The sequence below is a fragment of the Rhodococcus sp. 14-2483-1-2 genome (assembly GCF_002259405.1).
In the GTDB taxonomy this organism is placed as follows: domain Bacteria; phylum Actinomycetota; class Actinomycetes; order Mycobacteriales; family Mycobacteriaceae; genus Rhodococcoides.
Map to the genome: position 1 here is coordinate 523,831 of NZ_NPFW01000021.1, position 25,861 is coordinate 549,691.

A 25,861-nucleotide genomic window follows, 5' to 3' on the forward strand; every position below is an offset into this window, starting at 1 on the left:
GATAACCGACCGACCTCCGAAACCGGTGCATTTGAGGCTGGTGTGCTTCGGCGTGTTCGAGTGTCAGACTGGGTGCATGCTGAGACTGGGACTGACCGGTGGAATAGGTGCCGGAAAATCGACCGTTGCCAAGGTGCTGACCGAACTCGGGGGAGTGCTCGTCGACTCCGATGTACTTGCCCGTGAAGTCGTGGAGCCGGGAACACCTGGGCTGCAACGCCTGACGGATACCTTCGGAGCCGACATACTCGCACCCGATGGCTCGCTCGACCGTCCGGCCTTGGCGGCCAAAGCATTCGGCGACGAGGAATCCCGCAAGAAACTCAACGCGATCGTTCATCCGTTGGTCGGTGAGCGCACCGCCGAGATCATCGACGGAGCAGCATCGGATGCCGTAGTGGTGCAAGACATTCCGCTGCTCGTCGAGGGATCGATGGGCCCGTTCTTCCACCTCGTGGTCATCGTGTGGGTCGACGCCGAGGAGCGGGTGCGTCGTCTCACGGGACAGCGAGGTATGCCCGAGGCCGACGCTCGCGCGCGTATCGCAGCGCAGGCAACCGATGATGCGCGCCGAGCCGCGGCAGACGTGTGGATCGACAACACCGGTGAGCCGGGCAGCGTCGACGACGTCGTCCGAGCCCTGTGGAACGACCGTCTGATTCCCTTCGAGCGCAACATCAGGGAGGGAGTCATCGCTCGTGTTCATCCGGAACAGGTGACGGCCGACCCTACGTGGGAGTTGCAGGCCCGACGCATCATCTCGCGCCTGGCCCTGGCCTGCGCGGACAAAGCGGTCCGAATCGATCACATCGGATCCACCGCAGTGCCCGGCCTCGACGCCAAGGATGTCATCGACATTCAGATCACCGTGCGAGGCCTCGACGACGCTGATTCCGTCGCCGAGCAGCTGCGTGTGGCGGGGTTCCCCCGACGAGAGGCGAGCAACTTCGACCATCCGAAGCCCGCGTACGGAATCGGCGGCGAAGCGGATCCGGCCGTGTGGGCCAAGCGTTTTCACGGCAGCGCGGACCCCGGCCGGCCGGCGAACGTGCACATCCGGGTGGACGGCTGGCCGAATCAGACATTCGCACTACTGTTCCGTGACTGGCTGCGGGCGGACGACAGCATCACGACCGAGTACGCCGGAATCAAGCGACGCGCCTCCGAGGCCGCTGCCGGAATCACCGACTTCCGATCGGCGATCGAGGCCTACGAGAACGCGAAGGCCCCATGGTTCGATGTGGCATACCGTCGGGCATGGCAGTGGGCGGAGCAGACGAACTGGACCGCGTGAATCAGGACGGCTTGCCGTTCCACTCGGTGGGCATTCCGACGGATGCGAGCCACGCGTTCAGGTCGTAGTCGTGCCGCGTCAGTCCTTCGATGGCGGTGATCGATCTGGCCAGCGCGAGCTCGGCCGTCGGGGTGTCGAGGTGTTGCGCAACCCGAGCGTCGAACAATTCGTCGACGTCCAACAGGTCGTAATCGCGGCCGGTGCGGACACTGAGGTCGAGATAGTGGTCGACGGACGTCCACTCGGTGGTGCCGGCGGTGTACTCGCCGATGTCGACGTAGTAGTCCTGGTCCCTCGCGTGAGCCGGCAGGTAATGGAACACCGAGGCGCGGAGCCCGAGAGCGGGCAGTAGCCAGGACTCGAGGTAATCGAAGTGGGCATGGTCCGAGGGTCGGGCCATGTACAACCCCCACGGCTCGACGCGGTATTCGTCGACGACACGGACGAACCCCTTGGGATCCACGTTCGTCTTGGCGACGAGGTCGAACGTCTCGTGCTTGGGGGCATGAACGACGGCGTGCGCACCGGCTGACGTGTGAGCGACCATGCCTGTAGAAGCTACCGGGAACCGACGTCCTGGGTCTGCCCGACGGAACTTGTCGGTGGTCGCGTCTACGCTTGTGTAATGGCGTTTGCATCCGAACATCCCGTTGTCGCGCACTCCGAACACCGTCCGGTGGGTGCCATCGAGCGCACCGGACCGGCGTTCGAGGTCGTCAGCGAACACGTGCCGGCCGGCGATCAGCCGACTGCCATCGCCGAGCTCGAACGGCGGATCAAGGCGGACGAGAAGGACGTCGTTCTTCTCGGTGCCACGGGTACCGGTAAATCGGCCACCACGGCCTGGCTCATCGAGAAGCTGCAGCGCCCCACTCTGGTGATGGCACCGAACAAGACTCTGGCGGCGCAGTTGGCGAACGAGCTGCGAGACATGTTGCCCAACAACGCAGTCGAGTATTTCGTGTCGTACTACGACTACTACCAGCCCGAGGCGTACATCGCGCAGACCGATACCTACATCGAGAAGGACTCGTCCATCAACGACGACGTCGAGCGGCTGCGGCACTCGGCGACGGCATCTCTGCTCTCGCGCCGCGACGTGGTCGTGGTGGCGTCGGTGTCGTGCATCTACGGTCTCGGTACCCCGCAGTCGTACGTCGATCGGTCGATCGAGCTCGAGGTCAACGTCGAAGTACAGCGTGATGCACTGCTCAGACTGCTGGTGGACGTGCAGTACACCCGCAACGACATGGCCTTCACCCGCGGATCGTTCCGGGTTCGCGGTGACACCGTCGAGATCATTCCGTCCTACGAGGAACTGGCGATTCGCATCGAGTTCTTCGGCGACGAGATCGAGGCGCTGTACTACCTCCATCCGCTCACCGGCGACATCGTTCGGCAGGTGGATTCGGTGCGCATCTTCCCGGCCACCCACTACGTTGCCGGTCCGGAGCGGATGGAGCGAGCCGTCAAGGACATCGAAGCCGAACTCGAAGGTCGGCTCGCCGAGCTGGAGGGCAAAGGAAAGCTGCTCGAGGCGCAGCGGCTTCGGATGCGGACGCAATACGACCTGGAGATGATCAAGCAGGTCGGGTTCTGCTCGGGCATCGAGAATTACTCGCGGCACATCGACGGCCGTGGGGCGGGCACTGCGCCCGCAACGCTGATCGATTACTTTCCCGAGGACTTTCTGCTCGTCATCGACGAGTCTCACGTGACGGTGCCGCAGATCGGGGCGATGTACGAGGGCGACATGTCGCGCAAGCGCAACCTCGTCGACTTCGGGTTCCGCCTGCCGTCCGCGACCGACAACCGACCGTTGACGTGGGAGGAGTTCACTCAGCGGATCGGTCAGACGGTCTACCTCTCGGCAACTCCGGGGAAGTACGAGCTGGGGCAGACCGGGGGAGAGTTCGTCGAACAGGTGATTCGTCCGACCGGACTCGTCGATCCCCAGGTCGTCATCAAACCGACCAAGGGCCAGATCGACGACCTGGTCCACCAGATCCGGGAACGCGCGGAGAAGGACGAGCGTGTGCTGGTGACCACGCTGACCAAGAAGATGTCGGAGGATCTGACCGACTACCTGCTCGAACTGGGCATTCGTGTCCGCTACCTGCACTCCGACATCGACACGCTGCGCCGCGTCGAACTGCTCCGGCAACTCCGGCTGGGGGAGTACGACGTACTGGTGGGCATCAACCTGCTCCGTGAGGGTCTCGACCTGCCCGAAGTCTCGTTGGTGGCGATTCTCGACGCCGACAAGGAAGGCTTCCTCCGCAGCGGTACCAGCCTCATCCAGACCATCGGACGTGCCGCCCGAAACGTCTCCGGTGAAGTCCACATGTACGCGGACAAGATGACCGACTCCATGACCTACGCGATCGAGGAAACCGAACGTCGGCGCGAGAAGCAGATCGCGTACAACAAGGAGAGAGGCGTCGATCCTCAGCCGCTGCGCAAGAAGATCGCCGACATCCTCGACCAGGTGTACCAGGAAGCCGAGGACACCGAGTCGGTCGTGGAGGTCGGTGGGTCCGGTCGCAACGCCAGCCGGGGTCGACGCGCGCAGGGCGAGGCGGGCCGGTCGGTCAGCACCGGGGTGTACGAGGGCCAGGACGTGTCGTCGATGCCGCGCGCCGAACTGGCCGATCTGATCAAGAACATGACCGATCAGATGATGAACGCCGCACGCGAGCTCAAGTTCGAGCTCGCCGGCCGACTGCGCGACGAGATCCAGGACCTGAAGAAGGAACTGCGCGGGATGGATGCGGCCGGCCTCAAATAGGTTCGGTTACGGTTCAACGATGGACGCAACCACCGCAGGCCGCACCTCTCGCGCGCTCGAACTGATCCACTCGATGACCTATTTCCTTCCGGAGACGCAGGACGCACTCGTCGCCACCGGGTTGCCGCCGCGGGCCTGCTACTTCGCGGGCCGGGCAGCGCCTCTGGGCCGGGTCGGTGCAGGTGTCGTCACCGCGACGTTCTACAACTTCAACCGAGAGCTGGTGGCGCCGCTCATCCCAGCCGCCTGGGACATCGCATCACCCGACGAGATCATGGCCATCCGGTACGCCACTCTCGATGCCGCCTTCGGTCGATTGCTCGGCCCCGAGGTTCTCACGTCAACGGACATGGCCGAGGCCGCCGACCTGGCATCGATCGCGGCCCGTGGAATTCCCGGTGACGACGGTCGACCCCTGTACGCCGCGTACGCCGAGCTCGACTGGCCGACGGCTCCGCACCTGGTGCTGTGGCACGCCCTGACTCTGATCCGCGAATACCGCGGTGGCGGCCACATCGCGGCGCTGCAGACGGCGGGCCTGAGCGGTCTCGAAGCGCTCATCACCCATACCGCCACCGGCTACGGCTTCGAGAAGGAGTTCGCGCGCAAGCGTCGCGGATGGTCGACCGAGCAGTGGGACGGGGCGGTCGCGTCTCTGGCCGACCGAGAGTTGCTCTCGTCCGACGGTGCGCTGACCCAGGACGGGAAAGATCTCCGTACGTTGGTCGAGGACATCACCAACGACCTCGCAGTTGCGCCGTGGGCCGCTCTCGGCGAGGACGGTGCCGCTCGGCTGGTTTCGCTCGCGACGCCGTGGCGCGAGACGATCGTCGGTGCGGGCGTCATTCCCGAGGGTGTCTTCGGGCCCGCAATCAAGAAGAAGTAGGCCGCTTCAGCTGGTGATGTCCTTGGTGCCGAAACGTCGCCACGCGATCAACCCGAACACGGCTGCGTACGTGATGGCCGAGAACGAGCCGACCACCATGTCGTTCCAGTCGATGCTCGTGCCGAAAGCGTCGATCCAGGAATTGGCGTAGTGCCCGGGCAGGTAGTTGCGGAGTGATCCCAGTGCCGTGATCTGATCGAGAATCTGCATCAGAATCGACGTCATCACGGCGCCGCCGACGGCCCCGAGAGGGGCGTCGGTGAGCACCGACAGCAGCATCGCGAGGCCGGCGACCCACAGCAGGTTGATCCCGATGTAGGCGACCGCGATCAGCAGCCGTACCAGCGAGGTGCCGTAGGGCAGTCCTTCACCCAGCGGGGTGATCAGCGACTCCGCGCCGTACATCACGGTGCCGATCAACAGCGACACCCCGACGAGCACCAGGATCGCAACACTGGACAGGGTCGCCGACACCAACGCCTTCTGCGTCAGCAGACGACTCCTGGGCACGGGAATGGCCAGCAGGTATCGCAGGCTCGACCACGAGGCTTCGCTTGCCACCGAGTCGCCGAAGAACAGGGCCACCACCACGATCAACAGAAAGCCCACCGACATGAACAGAGCGAAGACCGTGAAGTTCATGCCACCGCGGGTGCCGAGCTCGATGAGCCCATCGGCATCCGAGTCCGCACTCGAGCTGCCGACGGTGAAGGCGATGGCCAAGATCACCGGAAGCAGGGCGAGGAAGCCGATGGCCAGCTGAGTGCGGCGACGTCCCAGTTGCCTGCGCAACTCGGTACGGAACGGCAAGGTGCTGCCGCCGGTGTATCCGGCAGCGCGCCCGTCTGCGTGTGTGGTGCTCATGAGCGATCCTTGCTGGTGTCGGACCCTGGGGTGTCTCGGTGGACGAGGTCGAGGAACACGTCTTCGAGACGCGTCGACTGCGAGAATCCGCGCACCGAGATCCCCGCGGTGACGAGCTCTCTGATCACGACGGCGGCATCCGCGTCGGTCAGGTCGACGGTCACCGTGCCGTCGTCGACGATCACCGCGCCGTCGTGGCCGGAGGCACCCAGCACCGACTGCGCGCGGGTGGCGTCGTCGACCCTGATCTCCGTTTGTCCTCCTGCCGCGGTCAGTTCGCGGACAGTGCCCGAACTGATCACCGATCCGCGATTCATGACGACCACGTGGGTGCAGGTCTGCTCCACCTCGGCGAGGAGATGGCTCGACACCAACACGGTTCGTCCGGTTTTCGCGTAGTTGATCAGCACGTCGCGCATCGTCCTGATCTGCGGTGGGTCGAGTCCGTTGGTCGGCTCGTCCAGGACCATCAGATCCGGCAGCCCCAGCATGGCCTGCGCGATCGCGAGCCGCTGCCGCATGCCTTGGCTGTACGACTTGACCTTGCGTTCGATTGCCGTGCCGAGGTCGGCGATCTCCAGGGCTTCCTCGAGATGAGCGTCCTCGATCGGGCGACCGGTCGCTTCCCAGTACAGCCGCAAATTCTGTGTTCCGGTCAGGTGCGGCAGGAAGCCGGATCCCTCGACGAAGGAGCCCAACCTGGACAGCACCGGGGCTCCGGGCGTCACCTTGTGGCCGAAGACCCTGATGTCGCCGCCGGTGGGAGTGATCAGGCCCATCAACATGCGCAGGGTGGTGGTCTTTCCTGCACCGTTGGGCCCGAGGAGACCGAGAACCTGGCCCTGCTTCACCTCGAAGCTGACGCCGTCGACCGCGCGGAAGCCGTTGGAGTACGTCTTGGCCAGATCGGTGATCACCAGGGGAGTGTCGATCAGACTCTCGTCCACTTCGGCGACCGCGCGGCGTCTGGTCCGCACGACTCCGGCCACGATCGCACCGGCGACCGCGAGCAGCACGACCCCGATGCCGATCAGCGGTGCCACCGGAACGGTGCTGTTGGAGCTCTCCTCTGCGGGGACGGTGGGCAACGCGATGGTGTTGTCGGTCATGGCCACGCTGAACTGGGCCGGTTCGAGCGGTACGGCGTAAGCCTGATCCGTGGTGGAGATGCTCAGTTCGAGGCGATGACCCTGCTGGACGGTGTAACTGATGCCCGGCAGCGCAACGGTGACGTCGACGGGGTCGATGCCCTCGGTGGCCGGCAGGCGGATCGCCGAGACCGCACCACCCGGAAGTGTTCTCGTGCCGTTCGGTGCGACGTCGTAGAGCTTCGCGAACAGAACGGCTTGATCGGGTGCGGCCAGAGACGCCACGCGCAGGTTCACTCGCGGGGCACCGGTGATCGTCACGGACGTATCGACGGGATCGCTGGTGAACGTTGCCGATTGGCCTGGCAGGTCCGCGGTCAGGGCTGCTCCGGCCCCGGTCGATCCGAGAGTCGAGAGCACCGAGCCCAAACCGGGTACCGACGAGATCGCCGACGGGGACGCTCCGGGCGGACGAATGATCGACTGGTTCTCCGCAGCGGGAGTGAACGTCACCGATCGGGTCCGGGTGGGTTCGGAGTCGTCGGTCAGCCCCGGGTAGTCGGGAGCTGTCATGCGGCGGTTGCGGTCGCCGCCGCGCTCGTCGGCTGCCCGCTGAGTGGAGTAGACGAACGGCCTGGTGCCGGTGTCGGTGTCACGCAAGGTCGTGTCGAAGAAGTCGGCGATGGCCTGATCGCTCGTGCTGTCCGTTCCGCCGGCGTCGTGGCCGCCGTCGAACCATCGGACGGTGACGTTCCCACCGGCCGCCGCGATCTGACGCGCCGTCGCATCGGCCTGATCCAGACCGAACAGCGTGTCCTGGGTGCCTTGGACCAACAGGGTCGGTGCGGTGATGTTCGACGCCACCGCGACCGGCGAGTGGGCCGTGAGCAGATCGAGGAGTTGTCGGCTGGGGATTCCGGTCACCGCCGATTGGGTGTAGGCGTCGCAGAATTCGGGTGCGAACCGTCCGCAGGCCGAGGTGCCCTCGGCGGTGCCGGAATCGGTGCCGTCGTCGCCGCTGCCGCCGGGCGGTGCACTCGCTGCGCCCACTCCGAAGAACACTCCGGCCCAGCCGCGCTTGAGGACACCGGGTCCGCCGTATTCGGCAGCTGCGGGAGTGACGGTGTCGCCGAGAGCTTCTCGGCCCTCGGCGGAGGTGACGCCGTAGTTGGGGAACAGGGCCTGACCCAGGTCGTTCCAGGTGATCGCTGCGGCTATCGAATCGATACGTGGGTCGGTGCCGCCTGCGCTCAGTGCCAGTGCGCCGCCGTACGATCCGCCGGCGACACCGACGTGCGGGTCACCGGGAGCGTCGAGTTCCACCTCCGGTTGTTCGGCGAGCCAGTCGATGAGTCCACGGGCGTCGGCGACCTCACGATCGGGGTCGTTGAGCGAGATCGAACCCGTGCTGTCGCCGAACCCGCGTGCGCTGTAGGCGAGCACGGTGTAACCGCGCGCCGCGAGGTCACGTGCCTCACCGTCGACCGAGTCCTTGCTGCCGCCGAACCCGTGGGCGAGCAGCACCGTCGGCGCGGGGGTGACGGCGGGGGCGTAGAGCCGTGCGTCGATGTCGACGGTGCCCGTCGACCCGGGGCTGTCCGGTAGCGTGATGCGCGCATCACGCGTGGATGTGTCGGCGCTCGAATCCTGGGGGAGGACTACGAATGCGAGAGCGGCTACCGCCAGAACTGCAATCACTGCGGCACCGACGGTCATGGCCCGTCTCGACAGTGGCGGGCGGGGAATCGGCATGCAAACCAATGTATGTGAGTGGCGCGGATCGTGTTGTTCCCCAAGTTCACGTGCCGATCGGCCGCTTGCGGCTAATGTCAGCGAATCAGTCCCCGGACCACGTCTTTCGGTCCTGTGACTTGCACCAATCGAGTTGGACCAGAAGTGTCACATCTGTGTGTGACCGACAAATGGAGGAATGAATGAGCGCCTACCGCACCGTCGTCGTCGGGACCGATGGCTCCGAATCGTCACTGCGGGCAGTGGAGAAGGCCGCGGCTCTGGCAGGAGACGCCGATGCCACCCTGGTGATCGCCTGCGCGTACTACCCGGCCGATCCGAAGGACACGTCCGCTGCCGCCGACGCATTGCGCGAGGACGCCTACCAGATCACCGGATCGGCACCGACGCGTGAGATTCTGCGCACCGCGCGCGAGCACGCCACCAAGGCCGGTGCGAAGAACATCGAGGAGAAGGCGATCGTCGGTGCTCCCGTCGAGTCGCTGCTGGCACTCGTGGACGAGGTCAAGGGCGACCTCCTCGTCGTGGGTAACCGCGGCCTGAACTCGTTGACGGGCCGCCTGCTGGGATCGGTCCCGTCGGACGCCGCTCGCAAGTCCACCTGCGACGTTCTGATCGTGCACACCGTCCGCTGATTTCACCCCCGCTCGAGCAACGGCCCGCTCCGTCGAATCGACGGAGCGGGCCGTTGGTGTGTGCGGTTCTCTAGGCTTCCGGCTCGAACGGTTGCAGCGCCGAGAGTTCACCCGGTAATGCGTCGACGTGCACCACGCCGAGTCGCTGCGTGGCTCGGGTGAGCGCCACGTACAGATCGTTCATACCTTTGACCGAATCGGCCACGATGGCACTGGGTTCGACGATCAGGACCGAGTCGAACTCGAGTCCCTTGGCCTCCTTGACCGTCGATACGGTGACCAGCTCCGATGCCAGATGGCGGAATCGGTCGACGTGGCCTGCGGGAACCAGCACGGCGCTCAGGCCCGGGCGCGGGTGATCGGCCACTCGCTTCTCCACCGCGGTGACCAGATCAGCATCTGCCACTCGCTGTGCCCACGGTCGTACTCCGGTGCTGCGAATGGACCGGGGCTCGGACTGCTCGGGATCGATGGCAGCCAACACGTCGTGCGCCACGGCCATGATCTCGGAGGGTGTTCGGTAGTTCACCGTCAGTTCGGTTCGCTTCCAGCGCTTGGCCACATACGGTTCGAGAACCGAACCCCACGACGAGGTCCCGGCGGGGTCACCGGTCTGCGCCGTATCGCCCACCAGTGTCATCCACCGATTCGGTATGCGCCGCATCACCATTCGCCACGCCATCGCAGAGAGTTCCTGCGCCTCGTCGACGATCACGTGCCCGTAGGTCCACGTTCGGTCACCGGCGGCCCGTTCGGCCGTTGTGAGTCGCTGACCCGAATTCTGCCGTCGCGCAAGCTGATCGGCATCGATGAGGTCGTAGGCCATCAGGATCTCCGGATCGAGTTCGTCCTCGAGGTCCTGAGGTGCCGAACCGGTCAGGATGTCCAGTGCACCCTGGGCATCGGCGATCTGACCGCGCCATTGACGTTGTGCCTGTTCACGTTCGGCCGCGTCGTCGACGCCGAGCAGCTCGGCGAGTTCGTCGAGCAGGGGAGCGTCGGCCGACGAGAAGCCGTGGCCCCGACGAACGAGCGCCGCACGCTCCACCTCGTCCAGTGCAGGCGCGGCCGAGGCGATCTTCTCGGGCGATGCGAAGAGGTCGCGGAGAACCTGCTGGGGAGACAGGTCCGGCCACAGTTCGTCCACGGCCGCCATGACGTCCCGGTCCTCGCGCATCTCGTCGCGCATGTCCGCGATGTCGTCGGCGCTGAGCAGGCTGGACCCGTCGACGAGGTTCTGCCCGAGTTTCGCGGCCAATTGGTTGGCCAGCTGGTCGATGACCGAGGACACGAACAGTGGCCGAGCCAGGTTGTGTGGTCGCCGCGACGAGCGGGCGCGACCGCGAGCCCTGGTGACGATCTTGCGATCGAGTGTGATGTCGTAGGTGTCGAACTTCAGTCGACGGGGCTGCGCGGGGACTTCCTGACGGTCGCGTACCGCTTGGGTCAGCACCTCCACCATCGACAGTCTGCCCTTGACCTCGGTCGCCACGGCCGCGTCCTCGCGTTGTGCGCGGACTCCCGGGTAGAGATCGCCGATCGTGGACAGCAGTACTCCCGTCTCGCCGAGTGACGGCAGCACCTGACCGATGTAGTCGAGGAACGTGGCGTTGGGTCCGATGATCAGCACGCCGCTCTTACCGAGCTGCTGGCGGTAGGTGTAGAGCAGGTAGGCGGCGCGGTGCAGTGCGACGGCTGTCTTGCCGGTGCCCGGTCCGCCCTGAACCACCAACACACTGCGATGCTGCGATCGGATGATCGCGTCCTGCTCGCTCTGGATCGTCTCGACGATGTCGTTCATCTGACCGGTACGGGCGGCATCGAGTGCCGAGAGCAGCGCGCCTTCGCTCGCGACGCCGCCTGCCACGGCGGCATCGCTCGACGATCGGGCGGAGTTCAGGTCGAGGAATTCGTCGGCAATCGACGTCACTCGCCGACCGCGGGTCCGAATGTGTCTGCGCCGCAACACGTTCTCGGGTGCGGCGGGTGTCGCCAGGTAGAACGGCCGGGCCATCGGTGCTCGCCAGTCCAACAGCAGCGTCTCGTAGTCGTTCTTGTCGTCGAGAATTCCGACTCGGCCGATGTAGCGCTCTGGCCGGTCGTCGACCTTGGGGTCGAGGGACTCGGGATCGAGGTCGATGCGTCCGAAGCAGAGTCCGTTTTCGGCGGCGTCGTACTTGGCGATGTCCTCGGTGTACATCTGGTTGAACGATTCGCGTTCACTACGGGCCTGCGGAGTGCCGCCGGTCTCCAACAGCACTGCACGCAGTCGGTTCGCGGCGTACTCACGTAAGGCGTCGAGCTGCGTGTACAGCCGCGTCAGATGCGCCTGCTCGAAGTCTTCTTCGAGCGGCACGGCGCAGTCGCTCGATGTGTGGCCGTCGTCCGGCAAAGGGTCTCCTCGGGAGTTCGGCCGAGGCGTAGATATCGCCTCGAAATCAGCCAGAGCAGTCTACGCCGCACAACGGCCCTGCCGCAGAACCGCTGGTTCCGGGGCAGGGCCGTATGTGCGAACGTCGCTGAGTTGCTATCGGCGCGAAACTATTTCGCGTACTGCTGCAGCTTCTTGTCCAAGTTCTTCTGAGCCTTGGCAACTCGCTTCTCGAGCTTGGCGCGAGCCTGCTCGGTCACCTTCTCGAGTTCCTTGCTCTGCTTCTCGGCGCGCTTGCGAGCGCGCTTGCTCAGCGTCTCGACGCGGTCGGACGCCAGATCGGCCCACGTGACTCCGCGGTTCTGCGCTTCGTCGGCGAGGACGGAACCCTTCTCTGCAGCCAGATCGGCGAACTTGGACGCGCGCTTCTGCGCGACATCGGCCAATTCACTGCGGCGATCTGCGGCAACGTCGACGAGCTTGGATCCGCGCTTCTGCGCGAGCTCTGCGAGGTCGGTTCCGCGATGCGCTGCCTTGTCGGCGAGCTTGGATCCGCGCTTCTGTGCTTCGTCGGCCAAGTCGCTGCCGCGGTCGGCAGCGAGCTCGGCGAGCTTGGATCCGCGCTTCTGTGCTTCCTCGGCCAGGTCGCTGCCGCGGTCGGCGGCCAGTTCGGCGAGCTTGGATCCGCGCTTCTGTGCTTCCTCGGCGAGCACGGAGCCCTTGTCGGCGGCCACGTGAGCCCAGCGGCTCAGTGCCGGCTGAGCGACCTCGGCCAGCTCCGAGCCCTTGTCGGTAGCGATGTCGGCGAGCTTGGCCAACTTGGGCTGGGCGGCGTCGGCGAACTTGGCCAGCTTCGGCTGTGCAGCCTCGGCGAGATCGGCGCTGCGGCTCGCGGCGACGGCTGCGATTTCCTTGACGCGCTCACCGGTCTCGTGGGTGGAGTGCCCCGGGAGTGCCGAGACGACGGTCTCCTGCGCGCGGCGTGCTGCCCGCTTGCTACGCCACGCGACGGACGGCTTGCCCTCGGTGTCGACTGCTGCGATGAGCAGTCCGCCGAGCAGGCTCAGGTTCTTGAAGAAGTGAATACGCTGCGCAGCCTTGGTCTCCGGGTCGGTCTCGTTCCAGAAGGCGTGTCCGGCCAGCGTCGTCGGTACGAGGCTTCCGGCGAGAGCGAGCGAGGCGATGCGCGGTGCCTTGCCGGTGGCCAGCAGGATGCCGCCCGCGACCTGGATTCCGCCGTTGATACGGACCAGCGTCTCCGGGTCGCTCGGCACGTTCGCGGTGACCTCGTTGGGGAGGACGTCCTTGCCCTGCTCGATCAGCGGGGTGGCGGCCTGCGCCTTGCCGGCGGGATTACGGAGTGCGTCGACGCCCCCTGCGATGAAGATCGTAGACATCAGCGGACGGGCGATACGGCGGACCAGCATTGACAGCCTCCTGCATAGTTTCTCGTGTCATCGGCGGTGGAACCAGAACGGCACGGCGGTACGAAAACCTACCGCTGCGCGTCCTTTTGTCACACTATTCATACCCCGTGGTTCTCGGTCTCAAGCACGCCGATCGTCACCAACCCCGTGCGCGCCATTCGTCCAGGTGAGGACGCTCGGCACCGAGCGTCGTGTCCTTCCCGTGGCCGGGGTAGACGACGGTCTCGTCGTCGAAGCGGTCGAACAGTTTCGCCGTCACGTCGTCGAGCAGGTGGGTGAAATCCTCGGGGCTGCCCGTCTTGCCGACGCCACCGGGAAAGAGCGAATCTCCGGTGAAGAGGTGGGTGCGCGCGCCGTCGGCATCGGTCAGCGCGAGTGCGATGGAGCCGGGGGTGTGTCCGGTCAGGTGCACCACCTCGAACGTGAGCTCACCCACCGACACGGTGTCCCGATCGGCCAGCAGGCGGTTCGGAGCCACCGGTAGAGGTTCGGCATCGAGTTCGTGGGATGCGGTCGGAGAATCCGTTCCGCCCGCGATGTCCGCCAGCGCCTGCCAGTGATCGGCGTGCTGGTGGGTGGTCACGATGAGTGAGAGTGTCGGTGCGTTCTCGTCGATGAGCAACGAGATTCGGTCGGCCTCGTTGGCGGCGTCGATCAGAAGCGAGTGACCTGTCGCGGAACAGACGACAAGGTAGGTGTTGTTGTCCATGGGGCCGACCGACATCTTCGTGATCGTCGCTCCGGGAATCGTTCGCCGCTGCGGCTGCGAACCCTGAGAGACGACGCCGGTGTAATTGTCATCGATGACCATGAGGTGCTCGTCCATTTCGAGGACGCTACCGTCGTCGACGGCACGAGGGGCGGCGGGGTCGCGCACATGGAAAAGTGTGTCGGTGCCTGGATCTACCATTGCTACTGCGTGAGGTTCGTCCCTCACCACAACAGGTTTTCGACGTGGGGTCCACGGTTACACGAGATGTGACCGATGCGTCGGCATCACACGTCATCACGCGACTCGACAGTCGTGCAGTGCTGCGTCCTGCAGCAACTCGGCTGGACGTGCTCGTTCGGAAAGAAGGGAACACAGTGGCGGATCGCCTGATAGTGCGAGGTGCACGAGAGCACAATCTGCGGGGAGTCGACATCGACCTGCCCCGCGATGCGCTGATCGTGTTCACGGGTCTGTCCGGCTCGGGCAAGTCGTCCCTCGCCTTCGACACGATCTTCGCCGAAGGTCAGCGCCGCTACGTGGAGTCGCTGTCCGCGTACGCGCGGCAGTTCCTCGGCCAGATGGACAAGCCGGACGTCGATTTCATCGAGGGCCTCTCGCCTGCGGTCTCCATCGATCAGAAGTCGACCAACCGCAACCCGCGATCGACGGTGGGCACCATCACCGAGGTCTACGACTACCTGCGTCTGCTGTACGCGCGTGCAGGCACGGCCCACTGTCCGGTGTGCAACGAACAGATCGCGAAGCAGACTCCGCAGCAGATCGTCGATCAGGTGCTGGACATGGAGGAGGGCCTGAAGTTCCAGGTTCTCGCACCGGTGGTGCGCACCCGCAAGGGCGAATTCGTCGACCTGTTCGACTCGCTGAACACCCAGGGTTACTCACGTGTTCGCGTCGACGGCGTCGTACATCAGCTCACGAGCCCACCGGTGCTCAAGAAGCAGGAGAAGCACGACATCGAGGTCGTCGTCGACCGCCTGACCGTCAAGTCGAGTTCGAAGCAGCGTCTGACCGACTCGGTGGAAACCGCCCTTCGCCTGGCCGACGGCATCGTGGTGCTCGATTTCGTCGACCGTGACGAGAATGCATCGGACCGCGAACGCCGGTTCTCCGAGAAGCTCGCCTGCCCCAACGGTCACCCGTTGTCCATCGACGATCTCGAACCGCGGTCGTTCTCCTTCAACTCGCCGTACGGTGCGTGCCCGGATTGCGTCGGACTCGGCGTCCGCAAGGAGGTCGACCCGGAGCTGGTCGTTCCCGACGGTGATCTCAGCCTCGCGGACGGTGCCATCGCACCGTGGTCGATGGGCCAGACGTCGGAGTACTTCGGCCGCCTGCTGTCCGGACTCGCCGACGCCATGGGGTTCGACCTGAACGCGCCGTGGAACAAGTTGCCCGCCAAGGTCAAGCGTGCGGTCCTCGAAGGCAGCGATCACCAGGTGCACGTGAAGTACAAGAACCGCTACGGCCGCACGCGGTCGTACTACGCCGAGTTCGAGGGTGTGATGCCGTTCCTGCACCGCCGGTTGGAGCAGACCGAGTCCGAGCAGATGAAGGAACGCTACGACGGCTACATGCGCGACGTGCCGTGTCCCACCTGCAACGGTGCCAGGCTGCGGCCCGAGATCCTGTCGGTGACGATCGCGGCAGGCGACTTCGGGCCGAAGTCGATCGCCGAGGTGTGCGAGTTGTCGATCGCCGACACCGCAAATTTCCTGAACAGCCTCACTCTCGGTCGCCGCGAGGAAGCTATTGCAGGTCAGGTCCTCAAGGAGGTGCAGGCTCGCCTCGGCTTCCTGCTGGACGTCGGCCTGGAATACCTGTCACTGGCCAGGACCGCCGGCTCGCTGTCGGGCGGCGAGGCCCAGCGCATCCGACTCGCTACCCAGATCGGATCGGGACTCGTCGGCGTTCTCTACGTGCTCGACGAGCCGTCGATCGGACTGCATCAGCGCGACAACCGTCGGCTCATCGACACGTTGACGCGGTTGCGCGATCTCGGAAACACGCTGATCGTCGTCGAGCACGACGAGGACACCATCCGCACCTCGGATTGGATCGTCGACATCGGTCCGTTGGCGGGTGAGCACGGCGGGCGCGTCGTGCACAGCGGTTCGTACGAGGACCTGCTTACCAACGAGGAATCACTGACCGGCGCCTATCTGTCCGGGCGGATGGAGATCCCGCTGCCCGACACCCGTCGTGTCGTGGACAAGAAGCGTCAGGTCACCGTGGTCGGTGCCCGCGAGCACAATCTCCGTGGCATCGACGTCAGCTTCCCGCTCGGCGTGCTGACCTCGGTCACCGGGGTGTCGGGTTCGGGCAAGTCCACACTCGTCAACGACATCCTCGCGACGGTGATGGCCAACAAGCTCAACGGTGCCCGTCAGGTTCCCGGTCGGCACACGCGCATCAACGGACTCGACCAGCTCGACAAGCTCGTGCGGGTGGATCAGTCGCCGATCGGACGAACGCCGCGCTCGAACGCGGCCACGTACACCGGTGTGTTCGACAAGATCCGCACGCTGTTCGCGGCGACCACCGAGGCCAAGGTGCGCGGCTATCAGCCCGGTCGATTCTCGTTCAACGTCAAGGGCGGCCGGTGCGAGGCATGCTCGGGAGACGGCACGCTCAAGATCGAGATGAACTTCCTGCCCGACGTCTACGTTCCGTGCGAGGTCTGTGAGGGTGCGCGGTACAACCGCGAGACACTCGAAGTCCATTACAAGGGCAAGACCATCGCCGAGGTCCTGGATATGCCGATCGAGGAGGCTGCGGACTTCTTCGAGGCGATCACGTCGATCCACCGCTACCTCAAGACGCTCGTCGAGGTCGGTCTCGGGTACGTCCGACTCGGACAACCGGCAACGACGTTGTCCGGCGGCGAGGCACAACGCGTCAAGCTGGCAGCGGAACTGCAGAAGCGGTCAACCGGCCGCACGGTCTACATTCTCGACGAACCGACCACCGGCTTGCACTTCGAGGATATTCGCAAGCTGCTCGGCGTCGTGAACGGCTTGGTGGACAAGGGCAACACGGTGATCGTGATCGAGCACAATCTCGACGTCATCAAGGTCTCGGACTGGGTCATCGACATGGGCCCCGAAGGTGGTTCCGGCGGCGGAACGGTTGTGGCGCAAGGTGATCCGGAGGCGGTGGCGGCGGTCTCGGAGAGCTACACCGGCAAGTTCCTGCAGGAGGCGCTCACCCGTGAGTCGGTCGTCGCTCCGCCGGTGAAGGCGGCTCCGAAGAAGCGCAGGCCCCGCAAGGTCGCCGCCGTCCGATGAGCGCAGCGGCACGCTGGAGGTAGCAGTCCGATTCACACCCCTTGAACGACGAAGCCGCATCCGGTACTCACCGGATGCGGCTTCGTCGGGCTGTATGGACTCGGCTGGTGTTCTGCTCAGTGAACCGGACCCGTGTACTTTTCGCCGGGGCCCTTTCCTGGCTCGTCCGGGTGGGCCGACGCTTCCCGGAAGGCGCGCTGCAGTGCCTGCAGCCCGTCGCGAATGGGTCCGGCATGGGGGCCGAGGTATTCCACCGACGCGGTGACCAGGCCTGCCAACGCGGTGATGACGCGTCGTGCCTCGTCGAGGTCCAGGTAGGGGCTCTCCGCGGGATCCGGCTCGGAGAGTCCCAACTTCTCGGCGGCGGAACTCATCAGCATCACCGCAGCGCGGCTGATGACCTCGACCGCGGGGACCTCGGCGAGTTCACGGACTTCGGGCTCGGTGCCGACTGGGTCGGCACCCGCGGGATCGCCATCGGCGGGAGTGGGGGAGCTGGTCATGCCTACGAGAATCCCACGCCGCCTGCCGCAGGGAGAATCGGGTGCCGACGCTGTCGGGGGCGATCGGGCTCGATTGTCGGTTTCTCGAATCGGCTGGTAGTGTGACTCGACGACCGTCTTCGGCGTGCGCTCCTCGATGGAGTTCACCGCACGGAGGCAGCAAGTGGAGCCCGACTCCCACCGGCACGTAGCCTTCAACAAGCTACTTCCGGTCCGGTCGCACGACGGAAGTCTTCACCGATTTCCTCCGTGCTTCCTCCCAGTGAGGAGACTGTACGACGACAGTTGTCGTGCGGGTCGACCGGTCGACATCGGGCCCTGCTATCGGATCACACCGAGAGCGGGGTTTTTTCGTTGCAGCGGTTCGTACCGCTGCGGGGAATGTCGAGGATCGACGGCGACGGGCTGTGCCAGTGGCAGGCGGTCGGGTTACACACCACACCGCACTACCTAGGAGGCCCCATCAGCACTGAGACCCGCATCAACGATCGCATCCGAGTTCCCGAGGTCCGGCTTGTCGGACCGGGCGGTGAACAGGTGGGGATCGTGCGTGTTGAAGATGCACTCCGCTTGGCTCTCGAAGCCGACCTCGATCTTGTAGAAGTAGCTCCCGACGCACGTCCGCCGGTCTGCAAGATCATGGACTACGGGAAGTTCAAGTACGAGGCTGCGCAGAAGGCGCGCGAATCGCGCAAGAACCAGACGCTCACCGTCATCAAGGAGCAGAAGCTCCGTCCCAAGATCGACGCGCACGACTACGAGACGAAGAAGCGCAACGTCGTTCGCTTCCTCGAAGCCGGCTCGAAGGTCAAGGTCACGATCATGTTCCGCGGCCGCGAGCAGTCGCGTCCCGAACTCGGCTTCCGTCTGCTGCAGCGCCTGGGCGCGGACGTCGCGGAGCTCGGCTTCGTGGAGACCTCGGCCAAGCAGGACGGCCGCAACATGACGATGGTGTTGGCGCCGCACAAGGGTGCCAAGACTCGCGTCAAGGCACAGGAGAGCGCAGCGGCTCCGCCCGCACAGCGTGCACCGGCCCCCGCGCCGGAACAGCCCGCCGACGCAGCCCCGGCTGCCGAGGCACCGGCCGCAGCAGCTCCGGCTACTCCGGCGCAGACCAACTGAGCCTCGCGCTCTACCAGTAAGACAGCCCTACACCTGCTTCGGTGCACAGGATTTCCGTTGCGATGTGCGGCTGTGCCATGCAACACCGAAGAGCTATTACAGAAGAAGAGGATTTCATGCCCAAGCAGAAGACCCACAGTGGTGCCAAGAAGCGATTCAAGGTGTCCGGCAGCGGCAAGATCCTGCGCCAGAAGGCCGGCCGTCGCCACCTGCTCGAGCACAAGCCCACCAAGGTGACTCGTCGCCTCGATGGTGTCGCCGTTGTCAAGAAGGCCGACGTGCCGCGGATCAAGCGCCTGCTCGGCATCTGATTCGGCCCGCCGCCGACTGATTTCGGTCGGCTTCATCCCATTACCATTCGGGGTTTCACACACCCCCAGATCGACAGGATTCACCAGTGGCACGCGTAAAAAGGGCCGTCAACGCCCAGAAGAAGCGCCGTTCGATTCTCGAAGCGTCCAAGGGCTACCGCGGACAGCGCTCACGTCTGTACACCAAGGCCAAGGAGCAGCAGCTCCACTCGCTGACCTATGCGTACCGGGACCGCCGCGCGCGCAAGGGTGACTTCCGCAAGCTGTGGATCACGCGTATCAATGCTGCAGCTCGCGCCAACGACATCACGTACAACCGCTTCGTCCAGGGCCTCAAGGCCGCGGGCGTCGAGGTCGACCGCAAGATCCTCGCTGAGCTCGCTGTGTCGGATGCCGCGGCGTTCGCAAGCCTGGTCGCCATCGCCAAGGCTGCACTGCCTGCCGATGTCAACGCTCCGGCCGGAGAAGCAGCCTGAGCGAGTCGACGTACGACGACTCAACACCGAAACGACCCGTGGATTCGCTGACCGAGCGAACTCCGCGGGTCGTTTCGGCCGTCAAGCTCGCTCGAGCCGCGGAGCGCAAGAAGACCGGACTCTTTCTGGCCGAAGGCTTCAATGCGGTGTCCGAGGCGGCGCAGTCCCGGTTGGTTCGTGAGCTGTTCTTCACCGCGGATGCCCTCGAGCGCCACCATGACCTCATCGCGTCCGTCGAGGCGGGTGGCGCACGAGTTCATCCGATCACCGACCGTGCTGCGAAGGCGTTGTCCGACACCGTCACTCCGCAGGGCCTGATCGCAGTCACCGAGTTGGTCGACGTCCCGATCGACCGTGCGTTGGCCGGGACACCGCGGCTGGTGGCCGTACCGGTGGAGATGGCCGAGCCGGGCAACGCCGGGACGGTCATCCGCGTCGCCGACGCGGCAGGAGCGGATTCGGTTGTTCTGCTGGGCGATTCGGTGGATCCCCACAACGGCAAATGCGTCCGCGCCTCGGCAGGCAGTGTGTTCCACCTGCCCATCGCTCGGGAGCGATCGATCGAGTCCGGAATCGACGCGTTGCGCAGGGCGGGACTGACCATCGTCGCCACGGCCGCCGATGGCGAAGTGGACTTGGACGACGCCGACGAACTGCTCACGCAACCGACCGCGTGGTTGTTCGGCAACGAGGCGCACGGGCTCCCCGAGTCCGTGACGCGCGATGCCGATCACCGCATCCGAATCCCGATCCACGGCCGCGCCGAGAGCCTCAACCTGGCAACCGCCGCAGCGATCTGCCTGTACGCCAGCGCCAGGGCGCAACGACGCTCCGAAACCCCGTGAGCACGTCTCGCCTAGGATCGATACCTGTCTGCTCCGCGCAGGAGCGAAGCCTGCGTAACGACCGTTCGTGGCAGACACCGACTATTACTCGAGGAGTGCAGCTGTCGTGGCGAAGAAAGAAGCCGGACCCGAGCCGGTAGATCCGAGCGTTCTCGAGGAGTCTGCGCTCGGATCCGCAGTGGACTCGGCCGAGCAGGCGTTCGCCGGCGCGTCGGACCTCGATGCTCTGACCAAGGTCAAGATCGATCATGTGGGTGGCAAGGCTCCGCTGGCACTGGCGCAGCGCGCACTCGGTGCGCTCCCCGGGGACCAGAAGGCGGACGCGGGCAAACGCGTCAAGGCAGCGCGTGATCGAGTGCAGAAGGCCTTCGACGAGCGACGCGCCGTGCTGTCTGCCGAGCGTGACGCCGCCATCCTGGTCGCAGAGACCATCGACGTGACGCTGCCGACCGACCGAGCTCCCGTCGGTGCCCGGCACCCCATCACGATCATTTCCGAACAGGTGGCCGACGTGTTCGTCGCCATGGGCTGGGAGGTCGAAGAAGGTCCCGAGGTCGAAACCGAGCATTTCAATTTCGATGCGCTCAACTTCCTGCCCGACCACCCGGCGCGCACGATGCAGGACACGTTTCACATCGCGCCCGAGGGTTCGCGGCAGGTGTTGCGCACCCACACCTCTCCGGTACAGGTCCGGTCGATGCTCTCGCGCGAGGTTCCGATCTACGTCGTCTGCCCGGGACGGACGTTTCGCACGGACGAACTAGACACGACGCACACTCCGGTCTTCCATCAGGTGGAGGGTCTTGCCATCGACAAGGGCCTGACCATGGCGCACCTGCGCGGCACACTGGATGCGTTCGCCAAGGCGTTGTTCGGCAACGACACCCGTACTCGCATGCGCCCCAACTACTTCCCGTTCACCGAGCCGTCGGCCGAGGTCGACGTGTGGTTCCCGAAGAAGAAGGGCGGGGCCGGTTGGGTCGAGTGGGGTGGCTGCGGAATGGTCAACCCGAAGGTGCTGCAGGCCAGCGGTATCGACCCCGAGGTCTACACCGGATTCGCGTTCGGAATGGGTCTGGAGCGGACGCTGCAGTTCCGCAACGACATCCCGGACATGCGCGACATCGTCGAGGGCGACATCAGGTTCACGTTGCCCTTCGGTGTTCAGGCCTGACGGAAATTTCTCACCCGCCCCACTTCTTCTCGGATACAAGAAAGAGCTGAGCACACGTGCGAGTCCCACAATCCTGGCTGACCGAGGTCCTGCACGCGGGGACTCCCGACTGGGCCGTGTCGCCCGAGGAGCTCGACGCCGGTTTCGTGCGGGTCGGGTTCGAGGTCGAGGAACTCGATTCACTGGACAATGTGACCGGACCACTGGTGGTGGGTCGGGTGAGTTCGATCGAGGAGCTGACCGAGTTCAAGAAGCCGATTCGCTTCTGCCTGGTGGACGTCGGAGCTGCCGAGCCTCAGGAGATCGTGTGCGGTGCCAGGAACTTCGCCGAGGGTGACCTGATCGTGGCCGCCTTGCCGGGCAGCGTCCTGCCCGGGGGGTTCGCCATCGCGTCGCGCAAGACCTACGGCCGCAACTCCAACGGCATGATCTGCTCGACGCTCGAGCTCGGGCTGGGCCGGGATCACTCCGGAATTCTGGTGTTGCCGGAGGGCACGGCCGCTCCGGGTGACGACGCCAAAGTTGTTCTCGGGCTGCAGGACTCGGTGATCGAGCTGAACGTGACCCCGGATCGCGGTTACGCCTTCTCGGTCCGCGGCCTCGCCCGCGAACTGGCCTGCAGTTTCGACCTCCCGTTCGTGGATCCGGCGCGCACGGTCCCCACCGAAGTCACCGGTGATGCATGGTCTGTCACCGTCGAACCGAACTCGGGCGCATCGCGATTCGCGTTGCGCAAGATCGTCGGTATCGATCCGGCGGCGACGACGCCCTGGTGGATGCAGCGTCGACTGCTGCTGGCCGGCGTACGCCCGATCTCGGCGGCCGTCGATGTCACCAACTACGTGCTCCACGAACTCGGGCAGCCGTTGCACGCGTTCGATGCGGCGAAGCTCGACGGCGATCTGGTCGTCCGGCGTGCGAATGCGGGGGAGAAGCTGACCACACTGGACGGCGTCGAGCGTTCCCTCGATCCCGAGGACGTCGTGATCGCCGACGGATCGGGAGCGATCTCGTTGGCCGGTGTCATGGGCGGCGCGTCCACCGAAGTCGACGACTCGACCACCGAGGTCGTACTCGAAGCTGCGTCGTTCGATCCGCTCGCGGTGTTCCGCACCGGGCGCCGTCACAAGCTCTCCAGCGAGGCCAGCAAGCGTTTCGAGCGGACCGTGGATTCGGCACTTCCGGTGGCGGCGCTCGATCGGGCAGCACAGTTGCTGGTCGAGATCGCCGGCGGACGGATCGAGCCCGTGCTGACCGACATCGGCGAAGCCGCCGAATATGCCACGGTCACGATGGACTTCGACCTGCCGGATCGGATCGCTGGAGTGCAGTACCCCAACGGAACCGCTGCTCGACGCTTGACGCAGATCGGCTGCACAGTCGAGGTGTCGGTCGACGACGGCGGGCACGGCCAGCTCATCGTCACCCCGCCGTCCTGGCGACCGGACCTGGTGCAGCGCGCCGACCTGGTGGAAGAGGTGCTGCGGCTCGAGGGGCTCGAACAGATCCCGTCGGTACTGCCGTCGGCTCCGGGAGGTCGTGGCCTCACCGCCGAACAGAAGCGCAGGCGCGCTGTCGGCAAGGCACTCGCGTTCTCCGGGTACGTCGAGGTGTTACCTCCGGTGTTCCTGCCCAAGGGCGTGTTCGACACGTGGGGTCTCGACGCGGACGACCCACGGCGCGCGACCACCTCGGTGCTCAATCCACTCGAGGCCGACCGTCCCGAGCTCGCGACCACTGTGCTTCCCGGTTTGCTCGAGATGCTGAGCCGGAACATCGCGCGAGGTCAGCGAGACGTCTCGCTGTTCGGCATTGCTCAGGTGGTGCTCCGACACGACGCCACCGCAGCTGTGGAGGCGTTGCCGGTCGACCGTCGTCCCACCGACGACCAGATCGCCATGCTTCGTGGTTCGTTGCCTGCGCAGCCGGTGCACGTGGGCATGGTGCTCACCGGTCAGCGTGAGTTGTCGGGTCCGTGGGGTCCCGGCCGCGCGGCAGAGGCCGCCGATGCGTTCGCTGCGGTACGTACGGTTGCCGAGGCGTCCGGAGTGCACGTCGATCTTCGTGCGGCACAGCACCTTCCGTGGCATCCGGGTCGGTGCGCGGAGGTCCTGCTCGACGGTGAGGTCGTCGGATACGCGGGCGAGCTGCATCCGGCGGTGCTCGAGCGGGCGGGCCTGCCGCCGCGTACGTGTGCCGTGGAGTTGAGCCTGAGCGCTCTCCCCGTCGTCGAGTCGCTCCCTGCCCCCGAGGTGTCTCCGTATCCGGCGGTGCTGCAGGACGTGGCCGTGGTGGTCGACGCATCCGTACCTGCGGCGTCGGTGGAAGCCGCGCTCACGATCGGCGGTGGCGATTTGCTCGAGTCGATTCGACTGTTCGACGTCTACGAGGGTGAACAGGTCGGCGAGGGCCGCAAGTCGCTGGCGTTCGCGCTGCGGTTCCGCGGTGCGGACGGCACCTTGACCGAGGATCAGGCAACGGCTGCGCGCGATGCGGCGGTCGAGGCGGCATCGAAGGCTGTCGGCGCGCAGCTGCGTAGTTGAATCAGCGCAGCCGCGCAGTTGATCCGTGCACGCCCGGGCTCGTGTGTCCGTAGCGTGGAGTCACGAGTACCACGGGTGACGGGAGCAGCGCATGAGTGAATTCGGAACAGACGGTGCGGCGACGGATCTTCAGGTGATCGAGGAGATTCTTGCCGCCGTGGCGGGTCGTCCGCGACTCGCCCCGGTGGCAGCTGCCGCGTCTGCTCTGGCCGCCGAGTTGGGTACTGCCCGGCCGGAGCCGATCACGCCCGATCGCGGAGCGCCACCCGGAACGGTTCCCGACGTGGACGTTCCGCAGGTGACGAAGCCGCGGATCGACCAGCCGCTCGGTGATCCACCACCGGGGGCTCCGCTCGGCGGCACGGTACCGGGGATCATCGATGCGGAGCTGGTCGACGACCTGCCTGTCGGTGCCGCATACGGTTCCGGTGCGGTGAGCGCGCCGATCGGTGACTTCACCGATTCGGGGGTGCCCACGTGGGACGGTGTGCGCGACAAGGTGGAACAGCGATCGGGCACAGCCGTGGGCGCGGAGGAGTTGGACCGAGAGTCCAGGGCAGGCCGTGACCTCGACGAGCAGTGGAACGAACGCCAGGAAGCCGGCCGAAAGAAGCTCGACGAGATCCGCAGGTCCATGGGCGGACGCTGACACACCGGACCCGTTCATGAATGAGCTTGCATGATGCTGCATAATAAACCGCATGACTATTTCGGAGGCCACGCCGAGGCGCATCGCGGTGGCGGGTGCAAGTGGGTACGCCGGCGGTGAAATTCTTCGACTGCTGCTCGGGCACCCGGGAGTGCGCGACGGTTCGTTGGTCATCGGCACTCTGACCGCGGGCGGCAATGTCGGTGCGACGCTGGGTGAATTCCATCCCCATCTGTTGCCTCTCGCAGACCGAGTTCTCGCCCCGACCTCCGCAGACGAACTCGCAGGGCACGACGTCGTGTTCCTGGGGCTCCCACACGGCAAGTCCGCCGAGCTCGCGCTGCAACTGCCCGAGTCCGTGGTGATCATCGATTGCGGGGCCGATTTCCGCCTCACCGACGGTGCGGCCTGGGAGAAGTACTACAAGAGTCCTCACGCGGGCAGTTGGCCGTACGGCTTGCCGGAGTTGCCGGGCTGCCGTGATCGGTTGGTCGGTGCCACTCGCATCGCGGTTCCCGGGTGCTACCCGACGGTGTCGTCTCTCGCGCTCGCACCCGCTGTCGCCGCAGGAATCATCGAGCCGCGTGTCAATATCGTTGCCGTCAGCGGTACTTCGGGTGCAGGCCGAGCTCCCAAGGCCGATCTACTCGGTTCGGAGGTGATGGGTTCGGTTCGGGCGTACGCGGTTGCGGGCGCGCACCGCCACACTCCTGAGATCGTGCAGAACCTCTCGGCCGTCGCCGGTAGCGCTGTTGCGGTGTCCTTCACTCCGGTTCTCGCGCCGATGCCTCGCGGAATCCTGGCCACCTGCACTGCGATCACCACCGCCACGCAGGCACAGGCCGTCGAGGTCTACGAGAAGGCGTACGCGGCAGAGCCGTTCGTGCACGTGCTTCCGGCCGGACGACTTCCGCAGACCGGTTCGGTCATCGGGTCGAACGCCGTGCAGATGAGCGTGTCGGTCGATGCGGACGCCGGCTTGCTCGTCGTGATCGCGGCCATCGACAATCTGGCCAAGGGCACGGCGGGAGCTGCAGTTCAATCCATGAATCTTGCACTGGGAATCATCGAGACCGAGGGTCTCTCTACCGTAGGAGTAGCGCCATGAGCAGCGTC

20 protein-coding genes are annotated in these 25,861 nt (G+C 65.5%); 13 read left to right on the forward strand and 7 right to left on the reverse strand.

All coding sequences use genetic code 11. The features are described 5' to 3' along the window. Window positions 1–76: 76 nt before the first annotated feature. Window positions 77–1,294, forward strand: a complete 1,218-nt coding sequence (coaE, locus tag CH295_RS20960) for a dephospho-CoA kinase (protein ID WP_094741803.1) — start codon at window positions 77–79, stop codon at window positions 1,292–1,294. 1 nt (window position 1,295) lies between these two features. Here coaE and CH295_RS20965 read toward each other — a convergent pair whose 3' ends face one another. After that, window positions 1,296–1,841, reverse strand: coding sequence for a ribonuclease FAU-1 family protein (locus CH295_RS20965; protein WP_037192648.1), 546 nt, complete (start codon window positions 1,839–1,841; stop codon window positions 1,296–1,298). A 78-nt stretch (window positions 1,842–1,919) separates the two neighbouring features. Here CH295_RS20965 and uvrB point away from each other — a divergent pair, with 78 nt between their 5' ends. Both uvrB and CH295_RS20975 read left to right on the forward strand, forming a co-directional pair. Continuing rightward, window positions 1,920–4,082, forward strand: coding sequence for an excinuclease ABC subunit UvrB (uvrB, locus tag CH295_RS20970; protein WP_037192646.1), 2,163 nt, complete (start codon window positions 1,920–1,922; stop codon window positions 4,080–4,082). A 19-nt stretch (window positions 4,083–4,101) separates the two neighbouring features. Further along, entirely contained in the window at window positions 4,102–4,968 is an 867-nt protein-coding gene (locus CH295_RS20975) for an SCO6745 family protein (RefSeq protein WP_094741804.1), read from the forward strand. A gap of 6 nt (window positions 4,969–4,974) precedes the next feature. On the opposite strand, the gene CH295_RS20980 is transcribed toward CH295_RS20975, so the two are convergent. Continuing rightward, window positions 4,975–5,832, reverse strand: coding sequence for an ABC transporter permease (locus tag CH295_RS20980; protein ID WP_094635396.1), 858 nt, complete (start codon window positions 5,830–5,832; stop codon window positions 4,975–4,977). Next, a complete protein-coding gene (locus CH295_RS20985) occupies window positions 5,829–8,672 on the reverse strand; it encodes an alpha/beta fold hydrolase (RefSeq protein WP_094741805.1) in 2,844 nt (947 codons plus the stop codon). Before CH295_RS20985 ends, CH295_RS20980 begins: the two co-directional genes overlap by 4 nt. A gap of 182 nt (window positions 8,673–8,854) precedes the next feature. On the opposite strand from CH295_RS20985, the gene CH295_RS20990 reads away from it, so the two are divergent. Further along, entirely contained in the window at window positions 8,855–9,307 is a 453-nt protein-coding gene (locus tag CH295_RS20990) for a universal stress protein (RefSeq protein WP_032378962.1), read from the forward strand. 70 nt (window positions 9,308–9,377) lie between these two features. Here the strand turns inward: CH295_RS20990 and CH295_RS20995 are convergent, their stop codons facing one another. From CH295_RS20995 to CH295_RS21005, 3 genes are all read right to left on the reverse strand, one after another. Next, complete coding sequence (locus tag CH295_RS20995) at window positions 9,378–11,699, reverse strand: HelD family protein (RefSeq protein ID WP_094741806.1); 2,322 nt, start codon at window positions 11,697–11,699, stop codon at window positions 9,378–9,380. Between the two features lie 149 nt (window positions 11,700–11,848). Continuing rightward, the gene (locus CH295_RS21000; protein ID WP_094741807.1) at window positions 11,849–13,105 is read right to left on the reverse strand and encodes a DoxX family protein; all 1,257 of its coding nucleotides are present in this window, start codon (window positions 13,103–13,105) and stop codon (window positions 11,849–11,851) included. A gap of 136 nt (window positions 13,106–13,241) precedes the next feature. Then, window positions 13,242–13,931, reverse strand: coding sequence for an MBL fold metallo-hydrolase (locus tag CH295_RS21005; RefSeq protein WP_094741867.1), 690 nt, complete (start codon window positions 13,929–13,931; stop codon window positions 13,242–13,244). A gap of 260 nt (window positions 13,932–14,191) precedes the next feature. Between CH295_RS21005 and uvrA the strand changes: the two genes are divergently transcribed. After that, entirely contained in the window at window positions 14,192–17,122 is a 2,931-nt protein-coding gene (gene uvrA, locus CH295_RS21010) for an excinuclease ABC subunit UvrA (protein ID WP_094741868.1), read from the forward strand. A gap of 116 nt (window positions 17,123–17,238) precedes the next feature. On the opposite strand, the gene CH295_RS21015 is transcribed toward uvrA, so the two are convergent. After that, window positions 17,239–17,625 (reverse strand): DUF1844 domain-containing protein, encoded by a 387-nt coding sequence (locus tag CH295_RS21015; protein ID WP_037193458.1) that lies wholly within the window; start codon window positions 17,623–17,625, stop codon window positions 17,239–17,241. A 381-nt stretch (window positions 17,626–18,006) separates the two neighbouring features. Here CH295_RS21015 and infC point away from each other — a divergent pair, with 381 nt between their 5' ends. The 8 genes from infC (at window position 18,007) to argC (ending at window position 25,853) form a co-directional block, all read left to right on the forward strand. After that, on the forward strand, window positions 18,007–18,747 hold the full coding sequence (gene infC / locus CH295_RS21020; RefSeq protein ID WP_045199680.1) for a translation initiation factor IF-3: 741 nt from the start codon (window positions 18,007–18,009) through the stop codon (window positions 18,745–18,747). A 116-nt stretch (window positions 18,748–18,863) separates the two neighbouring features. Continuing rightward, on the forward strand, window positions 18,864–19,058 hold the full coding sequence (gene rpmI / locus CH295_RS21025) for a 50S ribosomal protein L35 (protein ID WP_008715923.1): 195 nt from the start codon (window positions 18,864–18,866) through the stop codon (window positions 19,056–19,058). Between the two features lie 86 nt (window positions 19,059–19,144). Continuing rightward, window positions 19,145–19,534, forward strand: a complete 390-nt coding sequence (rplT, locus tag CH295_RS21030) for a 50S ribosomal protein L20 (RefSeq protein WP_032378959.1) — start codon at window positions 19,145–19,147, stop codon at window positions 19,532–19,534. Window positions 19,535–19,572: 38 nt separating this feature from the next. After that, window positions 19,573–20,379: a TrmH family RNA methyltransferase gene (locus CH295_RS21035; protein ID WP_094741808.1), complete on the forward strand. Its 807-nt coding sequence runs from the start codon at window positions 19,573–19,575 to the stop codon at window positions 20,377–20,379. A 106-nt stretch (window positions 20,380–20,485) separates the two neighbouring features. Beyond that, the gene (pheS, locus tag CH295_RS21040) at window positions 20,486–21,553 is read left to right on the forward strand and encodes a phenylalanine--tRNA ligase subunit alpha (RefSeq protein WP_037193457.1); all 1,068 of its coding nucleotides are present in this window, start codon (window positions 20,486–20,488) and stop codon (window positions 21,551–21,553) included. A gap of 56 nt (window positions 21,554–21,609) precedes the next feature. Next, window positions 21,610–24,096: a phenylalanine--tRNA ligase subunit beta gene (pheT, locus tag CH295_RS21045; protein WP_094741809.1), complete on the forward strand. Its 2,487-nt coding sequence runs from the start codon at window positions 21,610–21,612 to the stop codon at window positions 24,094–24,096. A gap of 91 nt (window positions 24,097–24,187) precedes the next feature. Continuing rightward, the gene (locus CH295_RS21050; RefSeq protein WP_094741810.1) at window positions 24,188–24,745 is read left to right on the forward strand and encodes a hypothetical protein; all 558 of its coding nucleotides are present in this window, start codon (window positions 24,188–24,190) and stop codon (window positions 24,743–24,745) included. A 52-nt stretch (window positions 24,746–24,797) separates the two neighbouring features. Then, on the forward strand, window positions 24,798–25,853 hold the full coding sequence (gene argC / locus CH295_RS21055; RefSeq protein ID WP_094741811.1) for an N-acetyl-gamma-glutamyl-phosphate reductase: 1,056 nt from the start codon (window positions 24,798–24,800) through the stop codon (window positions 25,851–25,853). The last annotated feature ends 8 nt before the right edge of the window (window positions 25,854–25,861 follow it).